This is a genomic window from Achromobacter pestifer (genome assembly GCF_902859625.1).
GTDB classification, from domain to species: domain Bacteria; phylum Pseudomonadota; class Gammaproteobacteria; order Burkholderiales; family Burkholderiaceae_B; genus Achromobacter; species Achromobacter pestifer.
In genome coordinates this window covers 371,258-391,858 of the sequence record NZ_CADIJX010000005.1, presented here as the reverse complement: position 1 = coordinate 391,858, position 20,601 = coordinate 371,258, and the positions used below count along the sequence as shown (strand labels likewise).

20 protein-coding genes are annotated in these 20,601 nt (G+C 63.4%); 16 read left to right on the top strand and 4 right to left on the bottom strand.

The features are described 5' to 3' along the window. Positions 1-3 precede the first annotated feature (3 nt). On the bottom strand, positions 4-1,173 hold the full coding sequence (locus HV753_RS20960; protein WP_175176511.1) for a MexX/AxyX family multidrug efflux RND transporter periplasmic adaptor subunit: 1,170 nt from the start codon (positions 1,171-1,173) through the stop codon (positions 4-6). A 254-nt stretch (positions 1,174-1,427) separates the two neighbouring features. On the opposite strand from HV753_RS20960, the gene axyZ reads away from it, so the two are divergent. From axyZ to HV753_RS20925, 7 genes are all read left to right on the top strand, one after another. Further along, positions 1,428-2,066, top strand: coding sequence for a multidrug efflux transcriptional repressor AxyZ (axyZ, locus tag HV753_RS20955; protein WP_175176510.1), 639 nt, complete (start codon positions 1,428-1,430; stop codon positions 2,064-2,066). A gap of 32 nt (positions 2,067-2,098) precedes the next feature. After that, the gene (locus tag HV753_RS20950; RefSeq protein ID WP_175176509.1) at positions 2,099-2,995 is read left to right on the top strand and encodes a LysR family transcriptional regulator; all 897 of its coding nucleotides are present in this window, start codon (positions 2,099-2,101) and stop codon (positions 2,993-2,995) included. Positions 2,996-3,138: 143 nt separating this feature from the next. Further along, positions 3,139-4,629 (top strand): ABC transporter substrate-binding protein, encoded by a 1,491-nt coding sequence (locus HV753_RS20945; RefSeq protein WP_175176508.1) that lies wholly within the window; start codon positions 3,139-3,141, stop codon positions 4,627-4,629. A gap of 36 nt (positions 4,630-4,665) precedes the next feature. After that, on the top strand, positions 4,666-6,465 hold the full coding sequence (locus HV753_RS20940) for a gamma-glutamyltransferase family protein (protein WP_175176507.1): 1,800 nt from the start codon (positions 4,666-4,668) through the stop codon (positions 6,463-6,465). A 96-nt stretch (positions 6,466-6,561) separates the two neighbouring features. Further along, the gene (locus HV753_RS20935; RefSeq protein WP_175176506.1) at positions 6,562-7,536 is read left to right on the top strand and encodes a diacylglycerol/lipid kinase family protein; all 975 of its coding nucleotides are present in this window, start codon (positions 6,562-6,564) and stop codon (positions 7,534-7,536) included. After that, complete coding sequence (locus tag HV753_RS20930; protein ID WP_175176505.1) at positions 7,533-8,327, top strand: metallophosphoesterase family protein; 795 nt, start codon at positions 7,533-7,535, stop codon at positions 8,325-8,327. The genes HV753_RS20935 and HV753_RS20930 overlap by 4 nt, the downstream gene beginning before the upstream one ends. Continuing rightward, a complete protein-coding gene (locus HV753_RS20925; protein WP_175176504.1) occupies positions 8,324-9,091 on the top strand; it encodes a phosphatase PAP2 family protein in 768 nt (255 codons plus the stop codon). Before HV753_RS20930 ends, HV753_RS20925 begins: the two co-directional genes overlap by 4 nt. Here HV753_RS20925 and HV753_RS20920 read toward each other — a convergent pair. Genes HV753_RS20920 through HV753_RS20910 form a run of 3 tightly spaced genes read right to left on the bottom strand, consistent with a single transcriptional unit; the run spans position 9,062 to position 10,550 of the window. Further along, a complete protein-coding gene (locus tag HV753_RS20920; RefSeq protein ID WP_175176503.1) occupies positions 9,062-9,499 on the bottom strand; it encodes an NAD(P)-binding domain-containing protein in 438 nt (145 codons plus the stop codon). The two genes, HV753_RS20925 and HV753_RS20920, sit on opposite strands and share 30 nt — an antisense overlap. After that, entirely contained in the window at positions 9,496-9,939 is a 444-nt protein-coding gene (locus tag HV753_RS20915; RefSeq protein ID WP_175176502.1) for a PaaI family thioesterase, read from the bottom strand. The genes HV753_RS20920 and HV753_RS20915 overlap by 4 nt, the downstream gene beginning before the upstream one ends. After that, positions 9,936-10,550 (bottom strand): TetR/AcrR family transcriptional regulator, encoded by a 615-nt coding sequence (locus HV753_RS20910; RefSeq protein ID WP_175176501.1) that lies wholly within the window; start codon positions 10,548-10,550, stop codon positions 9,936-9,938. Before HV753_RS20910 ends, HV753_RS20915 begins: the two co-directional genes overlap by 4 nt. Positions 10,551-11,008: 458 nt before the next feature. Here HV753_RS20910 and HV753_RS20905 point away from each other — a divergent pair, with 458 nt between their 5' ends. The 9 genes from HV753_RS20905 (at position 11,009) to nuoH (ending at position 20,586) form a co-directional block, all read left to right on the top strand. Continuing rightward, positions 11,009-12,124 (top strand): porin, encoded by a 1,116-nt coding sequence (locus HV753_RS20905; RefSeq protein WP_175176500.1) that lies wholly within the window; start codon positions 11,009-11,011, stop codon positions 12,122-12,124. 298 nt (positions 12,125-12,422) lie between these two features. Beyond that, positions 12,423-12,782: an NADH-quinone oxidoreductase subunit A gene (locus HV753_RS20900; protein ID WP_006217959.1), complete on the top strand. Its 360-nt coding sequence runs from the start codon at positions 12,423-12,425 to the stop codon at positions 12,780-12,782. Positions 12,783-12,824: 42 nt separating this feature from the next. Further along, positions 12,825-13,301, top strand: coding sequence for a NuoB/complex I 20 kDa subunit family protein (locus HV753_RS20895; protein WP_006217960.1), 477 nt, complete (start codon positions 12,825-12,827; stop codon positions 13,299-13,301). 76 nt (positions 13,302-13,377) lie between these two features. Continuing rightward, entirely contained in the window at positions 13,378-14,004 is a 627-nt protein-coding gene (locus HV753_RS20890) for an NADH-quinone oxidoreductase subunit C (protein WP_175176499.1), read from the top strand. A 3-nt stretch (positions 14,005-14,007) separates the two neighbouring features. After that, positions 14,008-15,264: an NADH-quinone oxidoreductase subunit D gene (locus HV753_RS20885; protein WP_175176498.1), complete on the top strand. Its 1,257-nt coding sequence runs from the start codon at positions 14,008-14,010 to the stop codon at positions 15,262-15,264. Positions 15,265-15,311: 47 nt separating this feature from the next. Beyond that, on the top strand, positions 15,312-15,806 hold the full coding sequence (gene nuoE, locus HV753_RS20880) for an NADH-quinone oxidoreductase subunit NuoE (protein WP_006217963.1): 495 nt from the start codon (positions 15,312-15,314) through the stop codon (positions 15,804-15,806). Then, a complete protein-coding gene (gene nuoF / locus HV753_RS20875) occupies positions 15,803-17,170 on the top strand; it encodes an NADH-quinone oxidoreductase subunit NuoF (RefSeq protein WP_175176497.1) in 1,368 nt (455 codons plus the stop codon). The genes nuoE and nuoF overlap by 4 nt, the downstream gene beginning before the upstream one ends. Before the next feature lie 15 nt (positions 17,171-17,185). Further along, positions 17,186-19,513: an NADH-quinone oxidoreductase subunit NuoG gene (nuoG, locus tag HV753_RS20870; protein ID WP_175176496.1), complete on the top strand. Its 2,328-nt coding sequence runs from the start codon at positions 17,186-17,188 to the stop codon at positions 19,511-19,513. Beyond that, complete coding sequence (gene nuoH / locus HV753_RS20865; protein ID WP_175176495.1) at positions 19,513-20,586, top strand: NADH-quinone oxidoreductase subunit NuoH; 1,074 nt, start codon at positions 19,513-19,515, stop codon at positions 20,584-20,586. The genes nuoG and nuoH overlap by 1 nt, the downstream gene beginning before the upstream one ends. Positions 20,587-20,601: the final 15 nt, after the last annotated feature.

Genomic DNA, 20,601 nt, shown 5'->3' with positions numbered 1-20,601 from the left:
GGTTTATCCCTTCTTGCCCTCGACCGCGGCTTGCGCGCCCGGAGCGGGTTTTTCAATCGGCTTGATCTTCTGCCCGGCAGCCAACTGGGCGGCGTTTTCCACGACGATGCGTTCGCCACCCGAAAGGCCCTGCGTGATGACCCAGTTAGGGCCTTGCAGCCGGTGGGCGGCAACGGGAATCTTGCGCAGTTCGCCGGTCTCGTCGGCCGCCAGCAGGTGCGCGCCGTCAGCCGTGCGCAAGAGCGCGTCGCGTGGCACCAGATAGGCGTCGCGATTGATCGCCTGTTCCAGCCGCACGCGCACGTACATCCCGGGCAGCAATTCCCGACCCGGATTGTCGAACAGCGCCCGCATGGTCACGTTGTCCGTGCCGGGGTCCACTGCCAGGTCCGAGAACGATAGCGTGCCGCTTCGCCCGTATTCGGACCCATCGGGCAGCAGCAGGCGCACCCGCACCTGATCCGGCGCCACGCCTTGCAGCGCGCCTGCGCGGATTTGCTTCTGCAACTGCATCACCTCGGCGGCCGGCTGGGCAAAGTTCACGTAGAGGGGGTCGATTTGCTGCACCACCGTCAACGGCGTGGCCTGGCCTTCGCCTACCAACGCGCCTTCCGTGACCAATGCGCGCCGTGCGCGGCCGTCGATGGGCGACGTCACGCGCGCGTATCCCAGGCGCAGTTTTGCGCTCTGCAAATTGGCGCGGGCCAGCGCGACTTGCGCGCGCGCCTGCCGTTCGTCCGCCACGCTTTCCGCGTGGTCGCGTTCGCTGATGGCACGGTCGCTGACCAGATCGGCGTAGCGGCGCAGCTTGTCGGCCGCGGCTGACAAGCTGGCCTGGGCACGCGCCAGGTTGGCGGCCTCGGAGTCATAGGCGGCCTGCAAGGGGGCCGGGTCGATTTGGAACAGCGCCGCGCCACGAACGACGTCCTGGCCTTCTTCATAGAGGCGTTCGGTGATGATGCCGGCGACGCGGGCGCGCACTTCGGCTTCGCGATAAGGCTCCAGCCGGCCCGGCAGGTCGGTGGTGACGGCGGTGGGCGTGGCCTGGGCGACGATGACGCCGATCTCGGCGGGGGCCTTGGCCTCCTCTTCCGGCGTGGGCTTCGAGCAACCAGTAATAAGAACCACTACGGACAAAAACGCGAGCTTTTTATAAGAGACTCTTTGCATCATTTTTGATTGTTGTTGTGTTGTGCCCGTGGGAAGGGCAGCGGGGGTGCCTGGCCGGGAATGCGCGGGTTTTCCCGGTGGGAGGCGAGTCTATCATTTAATCCATCATGCTTGATTGATTATCTTGTTGGAAAGTATGCTGCTGTCTGCATACTTCTTAACAGTATGGAAATGGCGGCTCCCGTAACGGTGAGCCGCCGTTTTTTTGGCATGTTTTGGCGTGTGTTCCTTCAACCCTTTTCATGGAGATTTCCTGCATGGCCCGCAAGACGAAAGAAGAGTCCCAACGCACCCGCGACCGCATCCTGGACGCGGCGGAGCACGTGTTCCTGTCCAAAGGGGTGGCCAGCACCACCATGAGCGACATCGCCGACCACGCGGGCGTATCCCGGGGCGCCGTCTACGGCCATTACAAGAACAAGATCGACGTCTGCATCGCCATGTGCGACCGGGCGCTGGGCGAAGCCGCCTCGTTGACCCAGGTGTCGACCGACGGCGAGGCGCTGGAATCGCTCTATGTCTCCATGCGCCAGTTCATCCGGGTCTACTCGGAAGAGGGCTCGATGCAGCGCGTGCTGGAAATCCTGTACCTGAAGTGCGAGCGCAGCGACGAAAATGCGCCGCTGCTGCGCCGCCGCGATCTTTGGGAACGTTACGCGCAGCGCACGTCCGAAAAATTGCTGCGCGTGGCGGTCGAACGCGAAGACCTGCCACCCGCGCTGGATGTGCGGCTGTCCAATATCTACCTGCATTCTCTGGTGGACGGCGTGTTCGACAGCATTTGCTGGTCGGATCGCCTGAAGGGCGATATCTGGCCGAGCGTCGAACGCATGCTGCGCGCCGGCATCGACACGCTGCGCCTGTCGCCGCACTTGCTGATGCCTCGTCTGGCCTAGATGCCCCCGGCGCCTCCCCCTACAATCCGCCCATGACCCTCAAGCAACTCGAAGCCTTTTATTGGGCAGCCACCTGCGCCAGCTTCGCCGTGGCCGCTGAACGCCTGCACCTGTCGGTGTCGTCGCTGTCCAAGCGCATCACCGAGCTTGAGGACACCTTGGGTCAGGCGCTGTTCGACCGCAGCGGCCACAAGGCCGCGCTGACCGACGCCGGACAGCGGCTGGTGCCGCAGGCGCGCGAATTGCTGGCGGCGGCGGACCAGGTGCGCGCGTCCATGACTGAAACCCCGGGTCTGCGTGGCCGCTGCCGTTTTGGCGTGGGCGAACTGACCGCGCTGACCTGGCTGCCGCGATTGATCGGCGGCGTGCGCGCCGCCTATCCCGACCTGGTGCTGGAACCCTATGTGGATATCGGCCAGGTGCTGGAGCAGCGCGTGGCGGAAGGTGAACTGGATTTCGCGGTGATTGCGGGACGTTCGTCGCGGGTGAACATCGCGTCGACGCCCATCGGTGAAGCGCGCTTCGCCTGGGCAGCGTCTCCGGCCGTGCTGGAGGGGGAAACGCGCATGACGACGGCGTTGCTGGCGCGCTTGCCGCTGGTGACCTTGCCTGCGGGCGCTGGCACGACCCGCATCATTGATGACTGGTTGGCTGGCCGGGACGCCACCGGCGAACGTCTTTGCTGCAATAACTGGGGCGCCATCGCCGGCCTGCTGATCGAAGGCACCGGCGTGGGGCTGCTGCCTAGCCACTGGGCCGAAGCGCTTGAAGTCGAAGGCAGCCTGCGTGTCTTGCATGGCGAGCCGGCGTTGGCCGCCTTGCCCTACGCTTTCCAATACCGGCGCGACGACTCGCGCGCGCTGGTTGCCCGCCTGCGTGACGCAGTCGTCGCCGCGGTGGATTTTTCGGCGCCTTGCCGGTTGCCCTGAACGGGGCCAGCGCTGCCGGCCCCGGGGCCGCGTCCGCGAGGCGGCCGCCGCGCATGTCATTTAGCTGCTCGACAGCCGGCGCTCTATACAATCGCCGCGCGCCTGGCGCAGAATCCAACAAGATGAATCAAGGGAGAACATTCATGCGTAAACTTTGCTTCGCCATGGCCATGGCGGGAATGCTGATCGGCGGACTGGCTCAAGCCCAGTCCACCCTGCGGATCGGTTTGCAGGATGATCCGGACGTGCTGGACCCGGCACGCGCCCGCACCTTCGTGGGCCGCATCGTTTTCGCCTCGCTGTGCGACAAACTGGTCGATATCACGCCAGACCTGAAGATCGTGCCCCAGCTGGCGCAATCCTGGACGGTTGGCCCCGACAACAAATCGCTGACGTTCAAGCTGCGCACGGACGCCGTGTTCCATGACGGCACGCCGGTCAACGCCGCCGCCGTCAAGGCCAACCTGGACCGCGCCCGCACGCTGCCCGACAGCAACCGCAAGAGCGAACTGGCCACCGTTGCCAGCGTTGACGCACCGGATGCCAATACCGTCGTGCTGAATCTGTCGGAGCCGGACGCCTCGCTGTTGTCGCAGCTGTCCGACCGTGCCGGCATGATGATGTCGCCTGCCAGCTTTGACAAAGACCCAGGCAGCAAGCCGGTGTGCTCGGGTCCGTACCAATTCAAGGAGCGCGTGCAGAACGACCGCATCGTGCTCGAAAAATTTCCCAAATACTGGGACGCCAGCAACTATCACTTCGACCGCCTGGTTTTTACGCCGATCCCCGACAACACCGTGCGTCTGAATAATCTGCGCGCAGGTGATCTGGACATCATCGAGCGTGTGGCGCCCAGCGATGCCAAGGCCGTCAAGGACGACAGCAACCTGCGTCTGGCGCCGGTGACGGGCCTGGGGTTCCAGTCGATCTCGGTCAACCTGGCCAACGGCGCGCGTGCCAACAACCCGCTGGCCAAAGACAAGCGCGTGCGTCAGGCGCTGGACCTGGCCATCGACCGCGATGTTCTGAACCAGGTGATCGGCGAAGGCATGTTCCAACCTGCCTACCAGCCGTTCCCGCCCGCAAGCTTTGCCTACAACACGGCCTTTGAGCACAAAGGCCGTGACCCGAAGAAGGCGCAGGCGCTCTTGAAGGAAGCCGGTTTCGACCGCGTGAAGTTCGAGATCACCTTCGGCAACAACACGACCATGCAGCAGGTGTTTGAACTGGTGCAGGCCATGGGCGCTGAAGCGGGTTTCGACATTACGCTGCGTCCGGTGGAATTCGCGTCCCTGCAATCGTCGCTGGCGCGTGGCGATTTTGAAGTGGGCCAGAGCGGCTGGTCAGGCCGCGTGGATCCGAGTGGCAACATTCACCAATACCTCAGCTGCAAAGGCAACCTGAATGACGGCAAGTTCTGCGACGCCGGTGTCGACAAGCTGCTGAACGACGCCCGCGCCGAAGCGGATACCGCCAAGCGCCGCGCCATGTACGACCAGGTATTGACGGCCATGCAAGACCAGCGCCCCATCGTCTACCTGTTCTATCTGCCGTGGACCTTCGGCGTGCAGAAGAAGCTGGAAGGCTTCGTGCCTTACCCGGACGGCCTGATCCGCCTGAAGGGCGTGCGGTAAGCCCACCTCCTTTGGATTGTCTTTCAGGATTCCAACATGTTCACGACTCGTCCGGAAATTCTTGGCACGTTCGGCGTTGTAACGTCGACCCACTGGCTGGCCAGCGCGACCGGCATGTCGCTGCTGGAACGCGGCGGCAACGCTTTCGACGCCTGCGCGGCGTCGGCATTCGTGCTGCAAGTGGTTGAACCACATCTGGTCGGCCCGGCGGGCGAAGTGCCTGCCGTGTTCTATTCGGCGCGCACCGGCAAGGTTGAGGTGCTGTGCGGCCAAGGCACCACGCCTGCCGCCGCCACGCTTGAGCGTTACCGCGCAGAAGGGCTGAAGCTGATCCCCGGCAACGGCCTGCTGGCGACCGTGATCCCGGGCGCGTTCGATGCCTGGATGTTGCTGCTGCGCGATCATGGCACGATGCGCGTGCGTGATGTGCTGGAACCGGCCATCTACTACGCCGAGCACGGCCACGCGCTGATGCCGCGTATCTCCAATACGATTGCGGGCCTGAAGGATTTCTTTGAAACGCACTGGCCGACGACCGCGCAGGTCTACGTGCCGGGCGGCAAGGTGCCGGAAGCGCGCAAGCTCTTCCGCAATCCGGCCTTGGCCCGCACCTGGACCCGCGTCCTGAAAGCCGCCGAGAGCGTGGGCGCCGATCGCGATCGCCAGATCGAGGCGGCCCGTGACGCCTTCTACCGTGGCTTTATTGCGGAAGAAATCGACAAGTTCGCCCGCAACACCGACGTCATGGACGAAAGCGGCACGACCCACCGTGGCGTCATCACGGCGGACGATTTGGCGGGCTGGTCGGCCAGCTACGACAAGCCGCTGACCTATGACTATCACGGCTACACCGTGGCCAAGGCGGGCGCCTGGAGCCAGGGCCCCGTCTTCCTTCAGACGCTGGCGTTGCTCAAGGGCATGGACCTGGCGGGCGTGGGCCCGAACAGCGTGGAGTTCATCCACCGCGTCACCGAAGCCATGAAGCTCGCGTTCGCCGACCGCGAGGCCTATTACGGCGATCCGACCTTTATCGACGTACCGTTGGCCCATCTGCTGTCCGACGAGTACAACGCGGAACGCCGCGCCCTGATCGGCGAGAACGCCTCGCACGATCTGTTGCCCGGTCAAGTGCCCGGTTTCGAGGCGCAGGTGGCGCGCGTCATGGACACGCTTGAGCGCCTGTCCAAGGTGTCGGCGCCCGGCAGTGCCACCAACGAGCCGACGCTGGCTGACATGCGCGCATCGGCCAAGCGTGGCGACACCACCCACGTGGACGTCATCGACCGTTGGGGCAACATGATTTCGGCCACGCCGTCGGGGGGCTGGTTCCAGTCTTCACCGGTCATCCCGGAACTGGGTTTCGGCTTGAACACCCGCGCCCAGATGTTCTGGCTGGAAGAGGGGCTGCCCGGCACGCTGGCCCCGGGCAAGCGTCCGCGCACCACGTTGACGCCTTCGCTGGCGCTGCGCGATGGCAAGCCCTACATGGCGTTCGGCACGCCGGGCGGCGATCAGCAGGAACAGTGGCAACTGTTGTTCTTCCTGCGCCATGTGCACCATGGGCTGAACTTGCAGGAAGCCATCGACCTGCCCATGTCGCACACCATGCATTTCCCCACCTCCTTTTATCCGCGCGACCGCAAGCCCGGCCATTTGGCGGTGGAAGCCAGCTTCGGAGCCGACGTCATCGACGGCCTGCGCCAGCGCGGTCATCAGATCGAAGAAGTGCCGGAATGGTCCGTTGGCCGCCTGACCGCGGCCTCACGCGATGAAGACGGGCTGCTGCATGCGGCGGCCACGCCACGGCTGATGCAGGCCTACGCCATCGGCCGCTGATCATCCTTCGGGATACGGCCTGCTGCGCTTGGCTTTTCTGGCCAAGCGCAGCAGGCCGCCTTGCGGCCATTTACCGGCATGGGCTATCTTTCTCCCATGACGTCATCCCAGCAGCACCCGGCAGCCGGTGCGCCCTCCCTGACGGGACAAGAGCCGCTTTTCATCGTCCTCAACACCGGATCGGGGCGCGGCGACGCGCAGGTCCTGCAGGACACCATCCGCCGTATTCTCGACGAGGCAGGCCGGCGCTACACGCTGATGCCGGTCGACGATCCGTCGCGGCTGATCGACATATCGCAGGCAGCCGTCAAACGGGCGCGGGACGAGCAGGGCGCCGTGATCGCTGCCGGGGGGGACGGCACGCTCAATGCCGTGGCCAGCACGGTGCTGGGCAAGGGCGTGCCCTTCGGCATCCTGCCCCAGGGCACATTCAATTACTTCGGACGCAGCTACGGTATCTCGCAGGACACCGAGGTCGCCTTGCGCGGCTTCCTGCAAGGCCACTTGCGCCCCGTGCAGGTCGGGCAGCTCAATGGCCGGCTGTTCCTGGTGAACGCCAGCCTGGGCCTGTACCCCACGCTGCTGGAAGACCGTGAAGCCTATAAGCAACGCTTCGGCCGCAGCCGCCTCGTGGCGTTATGGTCGGGCATCGTCACGTTGCTGCGCGCGCCGCGCCAACTCAGGCTGCAACTGGAATATGAAGGAAAGGCCCGCGATCTGCGTTCGCCCACGCTGGTGGTCGGCAACAACAAGCTGCAACTGGAGCACATCGGCATCGAGTCCCAGGAGCTGGACCGCAATCGCCTGGTGGCCATGGCGGCGCGTCCGGTCGGTACGCTGGCGCTGTATGGCCTGCTGCTGCGCGGCCTGTTCAGCCGCTTGGGCGACGCCGAGCACGTGATCAACTTCGCGTTTGACCGGCTGACGGTACATATCCGGGGGCGCAGCCGCGTCAAGGTGGCGATGGATGGCGAAATCTCCTGGATGAACACGCCCCTGGAATTCAAGGTGGCCGACGAAAGACTGCCGCTGGTGGTCCCGGCGGACTCGCAATACCTGGACCGTTCATGACCCGCATTCTGCAATTCTCCGACACGCATTTCGGCACCGAGCGCAAACCCGTGGTCGAGGCCGCGCTGGACCTGGCCCGCTCGCTGAATCCGGACCTGGTCGTACTCAGTGGCGACATCACGCAACGCGCACGGCGCGGACAGTTCGCCGCCGCCCGCAAATTCATCGAGCGCCTGTCGTTGCCGGTATTGGCGGTGCCGGGCAACCATGACATCCCGCTGTTCAATGTGTTCGCGCGCGCGCTGAATCCTTATGGCAATTACAAGCGCGCACTGGGCGCGGTGCTGGAGCCGGTGTTCGAGACGGCAGGCCTGTTGGCCATTGGTGTGAACACCACGCGGCCCCGCCGTCGCAAGGACGGTGAAATCTCCGACACGCAAATCGCCCGTGTGGCGCAGCGCTTGCGCCAGGCTCGTCCGGGGCAGTTGCGGATCGTGGTGGCGCATCATCCGGTGCGCGCCAAGGTGGAGTCCGATCTGTCCAATCTGCTGATCGGACGCGAGCGCGCGTTGGCGGCGTGGGCTCAGGCGGGGGTCGATCTGATCCTGGGCGGCCATATCCATCTTCCCTATGTGTTGCCGTTGACCGCGGCAGGGCAGTCGGCGGGTTGGATCGTCCAGGCGGGTACCACGTGTTCCCACCGGGTCCGGGGCAGCGTGCCCAATTCGGTGAATGTCATCACGCACGAGGGCGCGGGGGGCCAGCCAGCCTGCCACGTCGAACGATGGGATTACGCAGAGGGTACCCACACGTTTGCGCCGGTCGACAACACGTTGGTGACGCTTCCATGATCGATATCGGGGCGGCGTGGGTATCGACCTATGCCTTGGAAATATTCATCGCATTGCCTCTGCTGACGGGGGCGGCGGCATTTTTTGCCGTGCGCGCTTACGCCGATTGCTCGCGACGGGCACGCAAGGCGATCTTCGCGTCAGGGGTGGCGATCTTGTTGTTGCTGTTCCTGGGGCTGGCGGCAGCCGTGCGGCGGCATGGCGGCATCGTCGCCTTTGACGGCGCGCTGGCGGATGCCCTCAGCATGACGATGGATTCATCGTTGCTCTGGGCGCTGTCCTGGTTCACCTATCTGGGCGACCGCAACTTCCTGACCGTGCTGAGCGTACTGATGACGCTCTATCTACTCTGGACGGGATGGTGGCGGCTTGCGGCGTTCTGCGCCATGACCACCGGCCTGGGCGGGGCACTCAACTGGCTGCTCAAGCACACTTTTGAGCGCGTGCGGCCGGAACACGATCATGGTTACGCGGCGGTAGCGGGGTGGAGTTTTCCCAGCGGTCATGCTTCGGCCGCGATGGCCGTGTATGGCACGGCCTGCTATCTGGTGTGGCGGTTGGCGCCACCTGCCTGGCGATGGCCCGCTATCGCGCTCGCTGCGGCGTTGGTCATGGCAATCGGGCTCAGCCGCATCCTGCTACAGGTGCATTTCGCCAGCGATGTCGCGGCAGGTTTTGCCGTCAGCCTGGCCTGGCTGTTGGTTTGCGCCGCGGTGGCCGACCGCTATTGCACGTCAGGCCGGGCAGAGCAAGATCCGCAGTAAGTGCGTGCCTGCGCTGTTGCCGTCTTCGGCCCTCAGCGCAGGAACGCTGCTATAGCGACCACCCGCGCTGGCAATCGCCAGTTGCAGGCGGCGTGCCCGTTCGCCCGGGGGAGGCGCCAGGTCCAGGATCAGCTTGCCGGCGATGGCTGCCGTCACTTCGCCATCGCTGAAACGTTCCAGCGTGCGGTCGATCTCGCGTTCGCACGGCAAGGCCAACACGATGGTGTCCGATTCCGCCAGGGCCTCGTTGGCCGATGTGGCCAGCGTGGCGGACCCCCTGAAGTCCTCGCAACGCTCGGGATCGATGTCATAGACGGTCAGCGCCAAGTCCGGTTCGGCGTCAAGCAAGCGCCGGGCGGCCATGGTGCCGGTGGCCCCCAACCCCACGATGCTGATGCGCTGGCTCATGGCTTGGGCACGGACCACGTGCTCACGATATGGGCCAGCGGTTCGTCCGAGCCCTCGCCGGTCAGGATCACTTCGCCCGCGGACAGGCGGCCCACTTTCAGCAGGCGGGCGTCGGCGTAAATCGCGCCAGCGGGGCTTTTACGCAGGAAATTGATGGTCAGGCTGGCCGTGACGGCATGCGTCTGGCCGGTTGCCCCCACCACGGCGGCATACATGGCCAGGTCCGCCAGCCCCATCAGCATCGGGCCCGCGACAATGCCGCCCAGGCGCTGATGGGCGTCCCTGGCCGGCAGCACGGCGCGCGCCGTGCCATGGCCGATGTGCAGGATGTCGATCCCCAGCAGCAGCGAAAACGGATGCTGGTCGGCCAGCAGGATATGGAAGTCGGCCAGGCTGATCAGCGGGGCGTCGGCGTCAGCGGCCAGAACGGTTGAGGTCATCGTTGCTCCAGGGCGAGGCAGTAGTTGTCCAGCAGCGCGTCGGCGTGCTGGCCCAGGGACTTCAGTCGGTGGGTGTGCAGCAGCAGCAGCAGACCCATCAGGTAAGTGAAGAGATTCATCTGTTCAATCGCCACGGTCGCGGCGTCCCAGCCTTTGGTGCGCGCAAGGGCCTCACCCAGCAGATCCACGCATTGCCGCAGGCGGGCATTGAGCTTCTCGTCCATTTCACGCCCCAGGCCGCGCGGCCCCAGTCCCTGGAAGAGATACATGCCCAGCGAAAAATCGGTTCGCCGTTCGGCGTAGTACCCGAAGAAAACGCGAATGGCCCCGCGTGCGGCCGCGGCCGCGTTGCCGGTACCTGCCGCGTCGGCCAGGTGCGCATGCAACCGTTGCAGCGATTCATCCAGCAGTGCGCCATAGATGGTCTCTTTGCCGGCGAACCATGGATAGATGGCGCCGGTGGTGCAGCCGGCCTCCTTGGCAATCGCGCGAATCGTGGTCTTTTCCAGTCCATCCCGTTCAAACACGCGCTGGGCGGCGTCCAGAATCATCTGGCGGCGTAGCGCGCTCAGGCGTTCATTGCGGTCGGTGCGGGCAGTGGAGGAGGGCATGGGGGCGCAAAAGGCGATGAGGTGCGATAGATCATATCGATGATTTTTATTAATAACAATGTTATTCAACTTGCCCGCCATACCCGGCCGTGACCCGCGGCCCACTCGCTGCGGCAACAGGCTATAAAACCAAAAGCGGATTGAATTCGGCCGGAAAGGCGTTTGAAAGCAGGACCCCAAAGTGCATGAAATAATTAGGGGCAGGGCTGAAAGTCGCATGAATACGGGCTTGCCTGTTTTGCCTAGGGTTAGCCCTAGCAGCTTTGGCGCCATGCTCGGGCAATGTTGCAATATCCCAACAAGGGTGTCGCAAACCTGCACTTTTCTGACGCCGACCATAGCCAGTCCCCCCGATTTTTGATGCAATAGCGTCAACTTCCCTTCGCGGAGTTAGGGGGGCGGCAGGCTGGTTTGCTGGATTGCTGCTCTTGTCACTCAAATCAACGGAGATTTCTTAAATGAAAAAGACTCTGCTCGCTGCCGCCCTGCTCGCCGGTTTTGCCGGTGTCGCCCAGGCAGAAACGTCTGTCACCCTGTACGGCATCATCGACACGGGCCTCGGCTACAACAAGATCAGCGGTGCTGCGAACGATGCCGTGAACGGCAGCCGTTTCGGCATGATCAACGGCGTCCAGAACGGTTCGCGCTGGGGTCTGCGTGGCTCGGAAGACCTGGGTGACGGCCTGCGCGCTGTTTTCCAACTGGAATCGGGTTTCAACTCCGGTAACGGCAACTCCGCTCAAGGCGGCCGCCTGTTCGGTCGTCAAGCCACCGTCGGTCTGGCCAGCGACAGCTGGGGCCAACTGGACTTCGGTCGTCAAACCAACATCGCGTCGAAGTACTTCGGCTCGATCGATCCGTTTGGCGCTGGCTTCGGTCAAGCTAACATCGGCGTGGCTCTGAGCGCCGCGAACACCAACCGCTACGACAACATGGTCATGTATCAGACCCCGTCGTTCAGCGGCTTCCAGTTCGGCGTCGGCTACTCGTTCAACGTGAACGACACCAACACCGCTCAAACCGGCTTCAAGACCGCCGACAACACCCGCGCCATCACGACCGGTCTGCGCTACGTCAACGGCCCCCTGAACGTCGCTCTGACGTACGACCAACTGAACGCTTCGAACAAGCTGTCGACGGCTTCGACCGACGCTACCCCGCGTCAGTACGCCATCGGCGGTTCGTACGACTTTGAAGTCGTGAAGCTGGCTTTGGCCTACGCTCGCACGACCGACGGCTGGTTCGCTGGTCAAGGCGTCGACACCAACCTGGGCAGCATCAACTTCGGCGCCAACGCCTTTGCTGATGGCTTCAAGGCCAACTCGTACATGGTCGGCCTGTCCGCCCCGATCGGCGGCGCAAGCAGCCTGTTCGGTTCGTGGCAAATGGTTGACCCCAGCAACAACAAGTTGACTGGCGGCGACGAAAGCACCCAGGTGTACTCGCTGGGCTACACCTACGACCTGTCGAAGCGCACGAACCTGTACGCCTACGGTTCGTATGCCAAGAACTACGCCTTCATCGACGACCTGAAGTCGACCGCCGTCGGCGTCGGTATCCGCCACCGCTTCTAATCCAACGCAGGGCGCAAGCCCTGTCTGGATTCAGAGCGAAAGCGAACGAACGGGCTTCGGCCCGTTCGTATAAAGCCACCTTCCGGGGTGGCTTTTTTTTTATCCAGCGTGTGATTTTCCTGGTGCGGCAGGTGCTTGTCAGGCGAGTCCTGTATCCTTGCGGATCTGCCTTCGAAAACTGCGATTGTTCCATTTAAGGAATGCAGTCTTTCACCCTCTGTTCAAGCTACAGAGTTCAGCCAGAAGTAACCACGCGAATGCTACAATCCTAAGGTTTGCGCATTTGACGGACGCCTGAATGAACCTGCAACAGTATTTTCCCGTCCTGCTGTTTATCGTAGTGGCCACCCTCATCGGGTTCGCGCTTCTAACGGCCGGCTCCCTCCTTGGCCCACGGCGTCCCTACGCTGAGAAGCTGTCGCCCTATGAGTGCGGCTTTGAAGCGTTTGAAGACGCCCGCATGAAGTTTGACGTGCGCTACTACCTGGTGGCGATTCTGTTCATTCTTTTCGACCTGGAAATCGCGTTCCTGTTCCCGTGGGCCATCGCCCAAGGCACAGTCGGGCTCGTCGGTTTCTGGACGGTCATGGTTTTCCTAGCCGTGTTGACCGTCGGCTTCATCTACGAATGGAAAAAGGGCGCGCTGGACTGGGAATAAACCCCCTTGGGTTTTTTTCACAGCACGCTATCAGAGACGAATATGGCTATAGACGGCATTCTCAAGCAAGGGTTCATCACAACCAGCGCCGATAAGTTCCTTAATTGGGCGAAGACCGGCTCCATGTGGCCCATGACCTTCGGTCTGGCCTGTTGCGCGGTTGAGATGATGCACGCGGGCGCGGCCCGTTATGACCTGGACCAGTTCGGGATCATCTTCCGGCCCAGTCCGCGTCAGTCCGATCTGATGATCGTCGCTGGCACGCTGTGCAACAAGATGGCGCCGGCGCTGCGCAAGGTCTATGACCAGATGCCCGAGCCGCGCTGGGTGGTTTCCATGGGCTCCTGTGCCAATGGCGGCGGCTACTACCACTATTCGTACTCGGTGGTTCGTGGCTGCGATCGGATCGTACCGGTAGACGTCTACGTGCCGGGCTGCCCGCCCACGGCCGAGGCGCTGGTCTACGGCTTGCTGCAAATGCAGAACAAGATCCGTCTGACCAACACGATTGCGCGCTGAGCCTTCGCCCCGCCTGGCGGCAGTTGTTGCCGCGGGCCTTGCGAAACCAGCGTATCGGTTCACCTAAGCGTACAAGATGATGACCAGGCTCGAAACCCTGAAAAACAATTTGCAGACCACCCTCGGCGCGGATATCGCGCTGACCGAGGCGTTGGGCGAGCTGACGCTCGAAGTGCCCGCGCAGCAGTGGTTCTCCGTCTGCAACAAGCTGCGCGCCGAAGCCGGCCTGCGCTTTGAAACCTGTATCGACCTCTGTGGCGTCGACTACCTGACCTGGGGCAACGGCACGCGCCAGCTGCCCGAGGAAACCAGCGCCAAGATCCACCGCTCGCGTTTTGCCGTGGTGATCCATCTGCTGTCGATCGAAAACAACTGGCGCCTGCGTGTCCGCACCTGGGCCACTGACGACGAATTCCCGCTCATCGCCTCGCTGATGGAATGCTGGCCGACGGTGGGCTGGTTCGAGCGCGAGGCCTTCGATCTGTACGGCATCGTCTTCGAAGGCCACCCGGACTTGCGCCGCATCCTCACCGACTACGGTTTCATCGGCCACCCGTTCCGCAAGGACTTCCCGTTGTCCGGCACCGTCGAAATGCGTTACGACCCGGAACAACGGCGCGTCATTTACCAGCCGGTCACGATCGATCCGCGCGAGATCACCCCGCGCGTGGTCCGCGAAGACTCCTACGGCTTGGGGCGTTAAATCATGGCAGAAATCAAGAACTACACGCTCAACTTCGGTCCTCAGCATCCGGCCGCGCACGGTGTGTTGCGCCTGGTGCTGGAACTGGACGGCGAAGTCATCCAGCGCGCCGACCCGCACATCGGCCTGCTGCATCGCGCCACTGAAAAGTTGGCCGAACACAAGACCTACATCCAGGCGCTGCCCTACATGGACCGCCTGGACTACGTGTCCATGATGTGCAACGAGCACGCCTACGTCATGGCGATCGAAAAGCTGCTGGGCGTTGAAGCGCCGCTGCGCGCCCAGTACATCCGCGTGATGTTCGACGAGATCACCCGTCTCTTGAACCACCTGATGTCGCTGGGTTCGCACGCACTGGACGTGGGCGCCATGGCGGTGTTCCTGTATGCCTTCCGTGAACGCGAAGACCTGATGGACTGCTATGAAGCGGTCTCGGGCGCGCGCATGCACGCGGCCTACTACCGTCCGGGCGGCGTCTACCGCGACCTGCCGGACACGATGCCGCAGTACGGCGACACCAGCAAGTATCGCGGCGACAAAGAAATGCGCATCATGAACGACGCGCGTTCGGGCTCGCTGCTGGACTTCATCGAAGACTTCACCAACCGCTTCCCGGCCTGCGTCGACGAGTACGAAACGCTGCTCACCGACAACCGCATCTGGAAGCAGCGTCTGGTGGGCATCGGCGTGGTCGATCCCGACCGCGCCAAGGCGCTGGGCTTCACCGGCCCGATGCTGCGTGGCTCGGGCGTGGCCTGGGACTTGCGCAAGACGCAGCCTTACGAAGTCTACGATCTGCTTGATTTCGACATCCCCGTGGGTGTCAACGGCGACTGCTACGACCGTTATCTGGTCCGCATCGCTGAAATGCGTGAAAGTAATCGCATCATCCGCCAGTGCGTGGAATGGCTGCGCAACAATCCGGGTCCGGTCATGATCGAGAATCACAAGATCGCCCCGCCTTCGCGCACCGCCATGAAGACCAACATGGAAGAGCTGATTCACCATTTCAAGCTTTTCACCGAAGGTTTCCACGTGCCCCCGGGCGAGGCGTTTGCCTCGGTGGAGCATCCCAAGGGCGAATTCGGCATCTATCTGGTGTCGGATGGCGCCAACAAGCCTTACCGCCTGAAGATTCGGGCCCCCGGTTTTGTCCACCTGCAAGCGCTGGACGAGATGTCGCGTGGTCACATGATCGCCGACGCCGTCACCATCATTGGTACGCAGGACATCGTTTTTGGCGAGATCGATCGCTGATCCGCCCAGACAGTCACGAGCACGCCCGCATAACCCGGATTCAAACTATGCTGCTTTCCGAACAGGCCTACCAGAAAATCGACCGAGAACTCGCGAAGTTCCCGGCCGACCAGCGGCAGTCCGCCATCATGGCCTCGCTTGCCATCGCGCAAGAAGAGAAGGGCTGGTTGGCTACCGAAACCATTGAAGATGTGGCCAATTACATTGGCGTCCCGCCCATTGCGGTGCAGGAAGTCGCCACGTTCTACAACATGTTCGACGTCAAGCCCGTCGGCAAGAACAAGATCGCCGTTTGCACGAACCTGCCCTGTGCCTTGCGCGATGGCGACCGTGCCGGCGAATACCTCAAGCGCAAGCTGGGTGTCGACTATCGTCAAACCACTGCCGACGGCCAGTTCACGCTGGTTGAAGGCGAATGCATGGGCGCTTGCGGCGATTCCCCCGTGCTGATCGTGAACAACAAGCATATGTGCGTGCGCATGACCGACGAGAAGCTGGACGCGCTGGTCGCGGCCCTCAAGGTGCAAGGAGAGTCGGCATGAACGCGCCCGACCTGTACAAGCAGTTCGCGCAAGGGCTGGATCCCAACCCGCTGAATGACGCTTCCAATTCGATGTGCCTGCACGGCCGGCACATCACGCCGCAGATCATGGCGGATGTCGACGGCGAAAACTGGCGCCTGGCCGACTACGTCAAGCGCGGCGGCTACGAAGCGCTGAAGAAGATCCTGACCACCGGCCTGAAGCCCGAGGACGTGATCGCCGAAGTCAAGGCGTCGGGTCTGCGCGGCCGTGGCGGCGCAGGTTTTCCGACCGGCCTGAAGTGGAGCTTCATGCCGCGCGCCTTCCCGGGCCAGAAATACCTCGTCTGCAACTCGGACGAAGGTGAGCCGGGCACGTTCAAGGACCGCGACATCCTGCGCTTCAATCCGCACATCGTGATTGAAGGCATGGCAATCGCAGCCTACGCCATGGGCATCAGCGTCGGCTACAACTACATCCACGGCGAAATCTTCGAAGTCTACGAGCGCTTTGAAGAAGCGCTGGAAGAGGCGCGCGCCGCCGGCTTCCTGGGCGACAAGATCCTGGGTTCGGACTACAGCTTCCAGCTGCATGCGTTCCACGGTTACGGCGCCTACATCTGCGGCGAAGAAACCGCGCTGCTGGAATCGCTGGAAGGCAAGAAGGGCCAACCGCGCTTCAAGCCGCCGTTCCCCGCCAGCTTCGGCCTGTACGGCAAGCCCACCACGATCAACAACACCGAAACGTTCGCGGCGGTGCCGTGGATCATCCGCAACAGCGGCCAGGCTTACCTGGAAGTGGGCAAGCCGAACAACGGCGGTACCAAGCTGTTCTCGATCACCGGCGACGTCGAACGTCCCGGCAACTACGAGATTCCGCTGGGCACCCCGTTCTCGACCCTGCTTGAACTGGCAGGCGGCATGCGTGGCGGCAAGAAGCTCAAGGCCGTGATCCCCGGTGGATCCAGCGCGCCGGTGCTGCCTGCCGACATCATCATGGAATGCACGATGGACTATGACTCCATCGCCAAGGCCGGCTCGATGCTGGGTTCTGGCGCGGTGATCGTCATGGACGAAACGCGCTGCATGGTGAAGTCGCTGCTGCGCTTGTCGTACTTCTATTTCGAGGAAAGCTGCGGTCAGTGCACGCCGTGCCGTGAAGGCACGGGCTGGCTCTATCGCATGGTGCATCGCATCGAAAACGGTCACGGCCGTCCGGAAGATCTGGACTTGCTGGACAACGTGGCGGGCAACATCATGGGCCGCACCATCTGCGCCCTGGGTGACGCCGCCGCCATGCCCGTCCGTGGCTTCCTCAAGCATTTTCGCGACGAATTCGCGCACCACATCGAGCATAAGTCTTGTGTGGTCCCGCAATATCTGTAGGTCTCAGGAACAGCAATGGTTGAACTAACCGTCGACGGCAATCAGGTCGAAGTGCCCGAAGGCAGCATGGTCATGCATGCCGCTCAGAAAGTCGGGCTTTACGTGCCGCATTTCTGCTACCACAAGAAACTGTCCATCGCGGCCAACTGCCGGATGTGCCTGGTTGAAGTGGAAAAAGCGCCCAAGGCGCTGCCCGCCTGCGCCACGCCCGTGACCAACGGCATGGTCGTCCACACCTGCTCTGAGAAGGCTCGCGCCGCTCAGAAATCGGTGATGGAATTCTTGCTCATCAATCACCCGCTTGACTGCCCGATCTGCGATCAGGGCGGTGAATGCCAGTTGCAGGATCTGGCCGTGGGTTACGGTGGCTCTTCCTCGCGTTACCAAGAGGAAAAGCGCGTCGTATTCCACAAGGATCTGGGTCCGCTGGTTTCCGCCGAGGAAATGAGCCGCTGCATCCACTGCACCCGTTGCGTGCGCTTCGGCCAGGAAATCGCCGGCGTCATGGAACTCGGCATGCTGGGCCGTGGCGAACACTCCGAGATCACGACGTTCGTCGGCCGCTCGATCGAGTCCGAACTGTCGGGCAACATGATCGACATCTGTCCGGTGGGCGCGCTGACCTCCAAGCCCTTCCGTTACAGCGCCCGTACCTGGGAATTGGCACGCCGCCGTTCGGTCAGCCCGCACGACAGCCTGGGCGCCAATCTGGTTGTCCAGGTCAAGGGCGACCGCGTGATGCGCGTGGTCCCGTTTGAAGACGAAGCCGTCAACGAATGCTGGATCAGCGACCGCGACCGCTTCTCGTATGAAGGCCTGAACAGCGAAGACCGCCTGTCCGCCCCGATGATCAAGGGCACCGACGGCAAGTGGCAGGAAGCCTCCTGGGCCGACGCGCTGCAAGCCGTGGCCCAAGGCCTGTCCCGCGTTCGCGACAGCTTCGGTGCCGGCCAGATCGGCGCCCTGGCGTCGGAATACGCCACGACCGAAGAATATGCGCTGCTGGGCCGCCTGGTCCGCGCGCTGGGTTCCGAGAACATCGACTTCCGCCTGCGCCAGACCGATCCGGCTTTCGACGCCGCATTGACGGGCGCGCCGTGGTTGGGCATGCCCATCGCCGAACTCGACAACCTGGACCGTGTCCTGGTCGTCGGCTCGTTCCTGCGCAAGGATCATCCGCTGATGGCGCAGCGTCTGCGCCAGGCCGCCAAGCGCGGCACGCAGATCCTGATGGTCGACAGCGCTGCTGACGATCCTCTGATGCCCATCGCCGCCCGCATCACCGTGGCGCCGTCCGAGCTGCCGCGTGCGCTGGCCGAAGTGGCCGTCGCCCTGGCGCAAGCCCGCGAACAGGCCGTGCCGGCCGAATTCGCCTCGGTCACGCCGGGCGAAAACGCCAAGATCATCGCCGCCAGCCTGGCTTCCGGCGCCAACACCGCCGTGCTGATGGGCAACCTGGCCGTCGCCAGCGCCCAGGCATCGACGCTGGCCGCGAACGGCCGCGCCGTGGCGGACCTGGCCGGTGGCAAGTTCGGCTTCCTGACCTCTGGCGGCAACACCGTCGGCGGTTACCTGGCCGGTGCTGTTCCGGGCAAGGGCGGCAAGACCGCCGCCGCGATGCTGGCGGAACCGCTGAAGGCGTACGTCGTGCTGCACGCCGAGCCGCTGCTGGATGCCGACAACGGCCAGCAAGCCATCGCCGCGCTGCGTGGCGCGCAATTCGCGGTCGCCCTGACGCCGTACCGTTCGGCCGCTGCCGAATGGGCCGATGTCATGCTGCCGGTGTCGCCGTTCACCGAAACCTCGGGCACCTACGTCAACGCGCAAGGCCTGGCCCAGAGCTTCAAGGGCACGGTCTCGCCGTTGGGTCAGACGCGCCCGGGCTGGAAGGTCCTGCGTGTGCTGGGCAACGTCCTGCACCTGGCCGGCTTTGACGACGAAACCTCCGAATCCGTGCGCGACGCCGCGCTGGCTGGCGGCATCGAAGGCCGCCTGTCCAACGACATCAAGGCCCCGTTGGGCCTGGGCCAAGCCGTGACGGGCCTGGAGCGCGTGGCTGACGTGCCGATCTACCGCACCGATGCCATGGTCCGCCGTTCCGAGCCGCTGCAAGCGTCGCCCGCCTCGAAGAAGCCCGCTGCCGCCATGAACGGCCGTACGCTCACGAGCCTGGGCCTGACGGCCGGCGTCAAGGTGCGCGTCGCGGGTGCGCAAGGCGCTGTCGAGCTTGAAACCGTGCAGGATGATGCCGTGGCCGATCGTGCCGTGCGCATTTCCGCAGCCTTTGAAAACACCGCAGCCCTGGGTGGCGCATTCGGTCAACTCAGCGTGGAGCGTGCCTGATGGAATGGCTTAATGTTCTTGAGAGCCACGGGCAGGCATTGCTGGGCCCGACGGTCTGGATGGTCCTCTGGACCCTCATCAAGATTGTGGTCATCGCCGTGCCGATCATTCTGTGCGTCGCGTACCTGACGTACTGGGAACGCAAGATGATCGGCGCCATGCACGTTCGCGTGGGCCCGAACCGCGTCGGCTTCAAGGGGTTGCTGCAACCTTTCGCCGACGTGTTCAAGCTGCTGACGAAGGAAGTCATCGTCCCCAGCGAAGCCAACAAGGTGCTGTTCATCGTGGCCCCCGTGGTCACGCTGATGCCCGCGCTGGCGGCCTGGGCCGTGGTGCCCTTCGGTCCTGATGTCGTGTTGGCCAACGTCAACGCCGGCCTGCTGTACATCATGGCCATCACGTCGATCGGCGTGTATGGCGTGATCGTGGCGGGCTGGGCGTCGAACTCCAAGTACGCCTTCCTGGGCGCCTTGCGCGCCTCGGCGCAGATGCTGTCGTATGAACTGGCCATCGGCTTCGTGCTGGTGACGGTGCTGCTGGTGTCTGGCAGCCTGAACATGTCCGAGATCGTCAACGTTCAGAACCGCGGCTGGTTTGCCGACAAGGGCCTGACGTTCATGTCCTGGAACTGGCTGCCGCTGTTGCCGCTGTTCGTGATCTACGTGGTGGCGATCGTTGCCGAAACCAACCGTCACCCGTTCGACGTGGTGGAAGGCGAATCGGAAATCGTGGCCGGCCACATGGTCGAGTACTCGGGTATGGCCTTCGCCCTGTTCTTCCTGGGTGAATACGCCAACATGATTCTGCTGTCCTGCATGGCATCGATCATGTTCCTGGGCGGCTGGGCATCCCCGATCGACATCGCGCCGCTGACCTGGATTCCGGGTTGGATCTGGCTGGGTCTCAAGACGTTCTTCGTGGTCTCGTTGTTTGTGTGGTTCCGGGCCTCGTTCCCGCGCTACCGCTATGACCAGATCATGCGTTTGGGTTGGAAAATCTTCATCCCGCTGACCGGCGTTTGGCTGGTCGTGGTGGCGATCTGGATGCAGACGCCCTGGAACATTTGGCGCTAAGCCGCCAGGCAGAGG

What these genes read in the sequence shown, in the direction of transcription:
- HV753_RS20960 (WP_175176511.1), bottom strand. Translation starts at nt 1,173, where the DNA reads ATGATGCAAAGAGTCTCTTATAAAAAGCTCGCGTTTTTGTCCGTAGTG.
- axyZ (WP_175176510.1), top strand. Translation starts at nt 1,428, where the DNA reads ATGGCCCGCAAGACGAAAGAAGAGTCCCAACGCACCCGCGACCGCATC.
- HV753_RS20950 (WP_175176509.1), top strand. Translation starts at nt 2,099, where the DNA reads ATGACCCTCAAGCAACTCGAAGCCTTTTATTGGGCAGCCACCTGCGCC.
- HV753_RS20945 (WP_175176508.1), top strand. Translation starts at nt 3,139, where the DNA reads ATGCGTAAACTTTGCTTCGCCATGGCCATGGCGGGAATGCTGATCGGC.
- HV753_RS20940 (WP_175176507.1), top strand. Translation starts at nt 4,666, where the DNA reads ATGTTCACGACTCGTCCGGAAATTCTTGGCACGTTCGGCGTTGTAACG.
- HV753_RS20935 (WP_175176506.1), top strand. Translation starts at nt 6,562, where the DNA reads ATGACGTCATCCCAGCAGCACCCGGCAGCCGGTGCGCCCTCCCTGACG.
- HV753_RS20930 (WP_175176505.1), top strand. Translation starts at nt 7,533, where the DNA reads ATGACCCGCATTCTGCAATTCTCCGACACGCATTTCGGCACCGAGCGC.
- HV753_RS20925 (WP_175176504.1), top strand. Translation starts at nt 8,324, where the DNA reads ATGATCGATATCGGGGCGGCGTGGGTATCGACCTATGCCTTGGAAATA.
- HV753_RS20920 (WP_175176503.1), bottom strand. Translation starts at nt 9,499, where the DNA reads ATGAGCCAGCGCATCAGCATCGTGGGGTTGGGGGCCACCGGCACCATG.
- HV753_RS20915 (WP_175176502.1), bottom strand. Translation starts at nt 9,939, where the DNA reads ATGACCTCAACCGTTCTGGCCGCTGACGCCGACGCCCCGCTGATCAGC.
- HV753_RS20910 (WP_175176501.1), bottom strand. Translation starts at nt 10,550, where the DNA reads ATGCCCTCCTCCACTGCCCGCACCGACCGCAATGAACGCCTGAGCGCG.
- HV753_RS20905 (WP_175176500.1), top strand. Translation starts at nt 11,009, where the DNA reads ATGAAAAAGACTCTGCTCGCTGCCGCCCTGCTCGCCGGTTTTGCCGGT.
- HV753_RS20900 (WP_006217959.1), top strand. Translation starts at nt 12,423, where the DNA reads ATGAACCTGCAACAGTATTTTCCCGTCCTGCTGTTTATCGTAGTGGCC.
- HV753_RS20895 (WP_006217960.1), top strand. Translation starts at nt 12,825, where the DNA reads ATGGCTATAGACGGCATTCTCAAGCAAGGGTTCATCACAACCAGCGCC.
- HV753_RS20890 (WP_175176499.1), top strand. Translation starts at nt 13,378, where the DNA reads ATGATGACCAGGCTCGAAACCCTGAAAAACAATTTGCAGACCACCCTC.
- HV753_RS20885 (WP_175176498.1), top strand. Translation starts at nt 14,008, where the DNA reads ATGGCAGAAATCAAGAACTACACGCTCAACTTCGGTCCTCAGCATCCG.
- nuoE (WP_006217963.1), top strand. Translation starts at nt 15,312, where the DNA reads ATGCTGCTTTCCGAACAGGCCTACCAGAAAATCGACCGAGAACTCGCG.
- nuoF (WP_175176497.1), top strand. Translation starts at nt 15,803, where the DNA reads ATGAACGCGCCCGACCTGTACAAGCAGTTCGCGCAAGGGCTGGATCCC.
- nuoG (WP_175176496.1), top strand. Translation starts at nt 17,186, where the DNA reads ATGGTTGAACTAACCGTCGACGGCAATCAGGTCGAAGTGCCCGAAGGC.
- nuoH (WP_175176495.1), top strand. Translation starts at nt 19,513, where the DNA reads ATGGAATGGCTTAATGTTCTTGAGAGCCACGGGCAGGCATTGCTGGGC.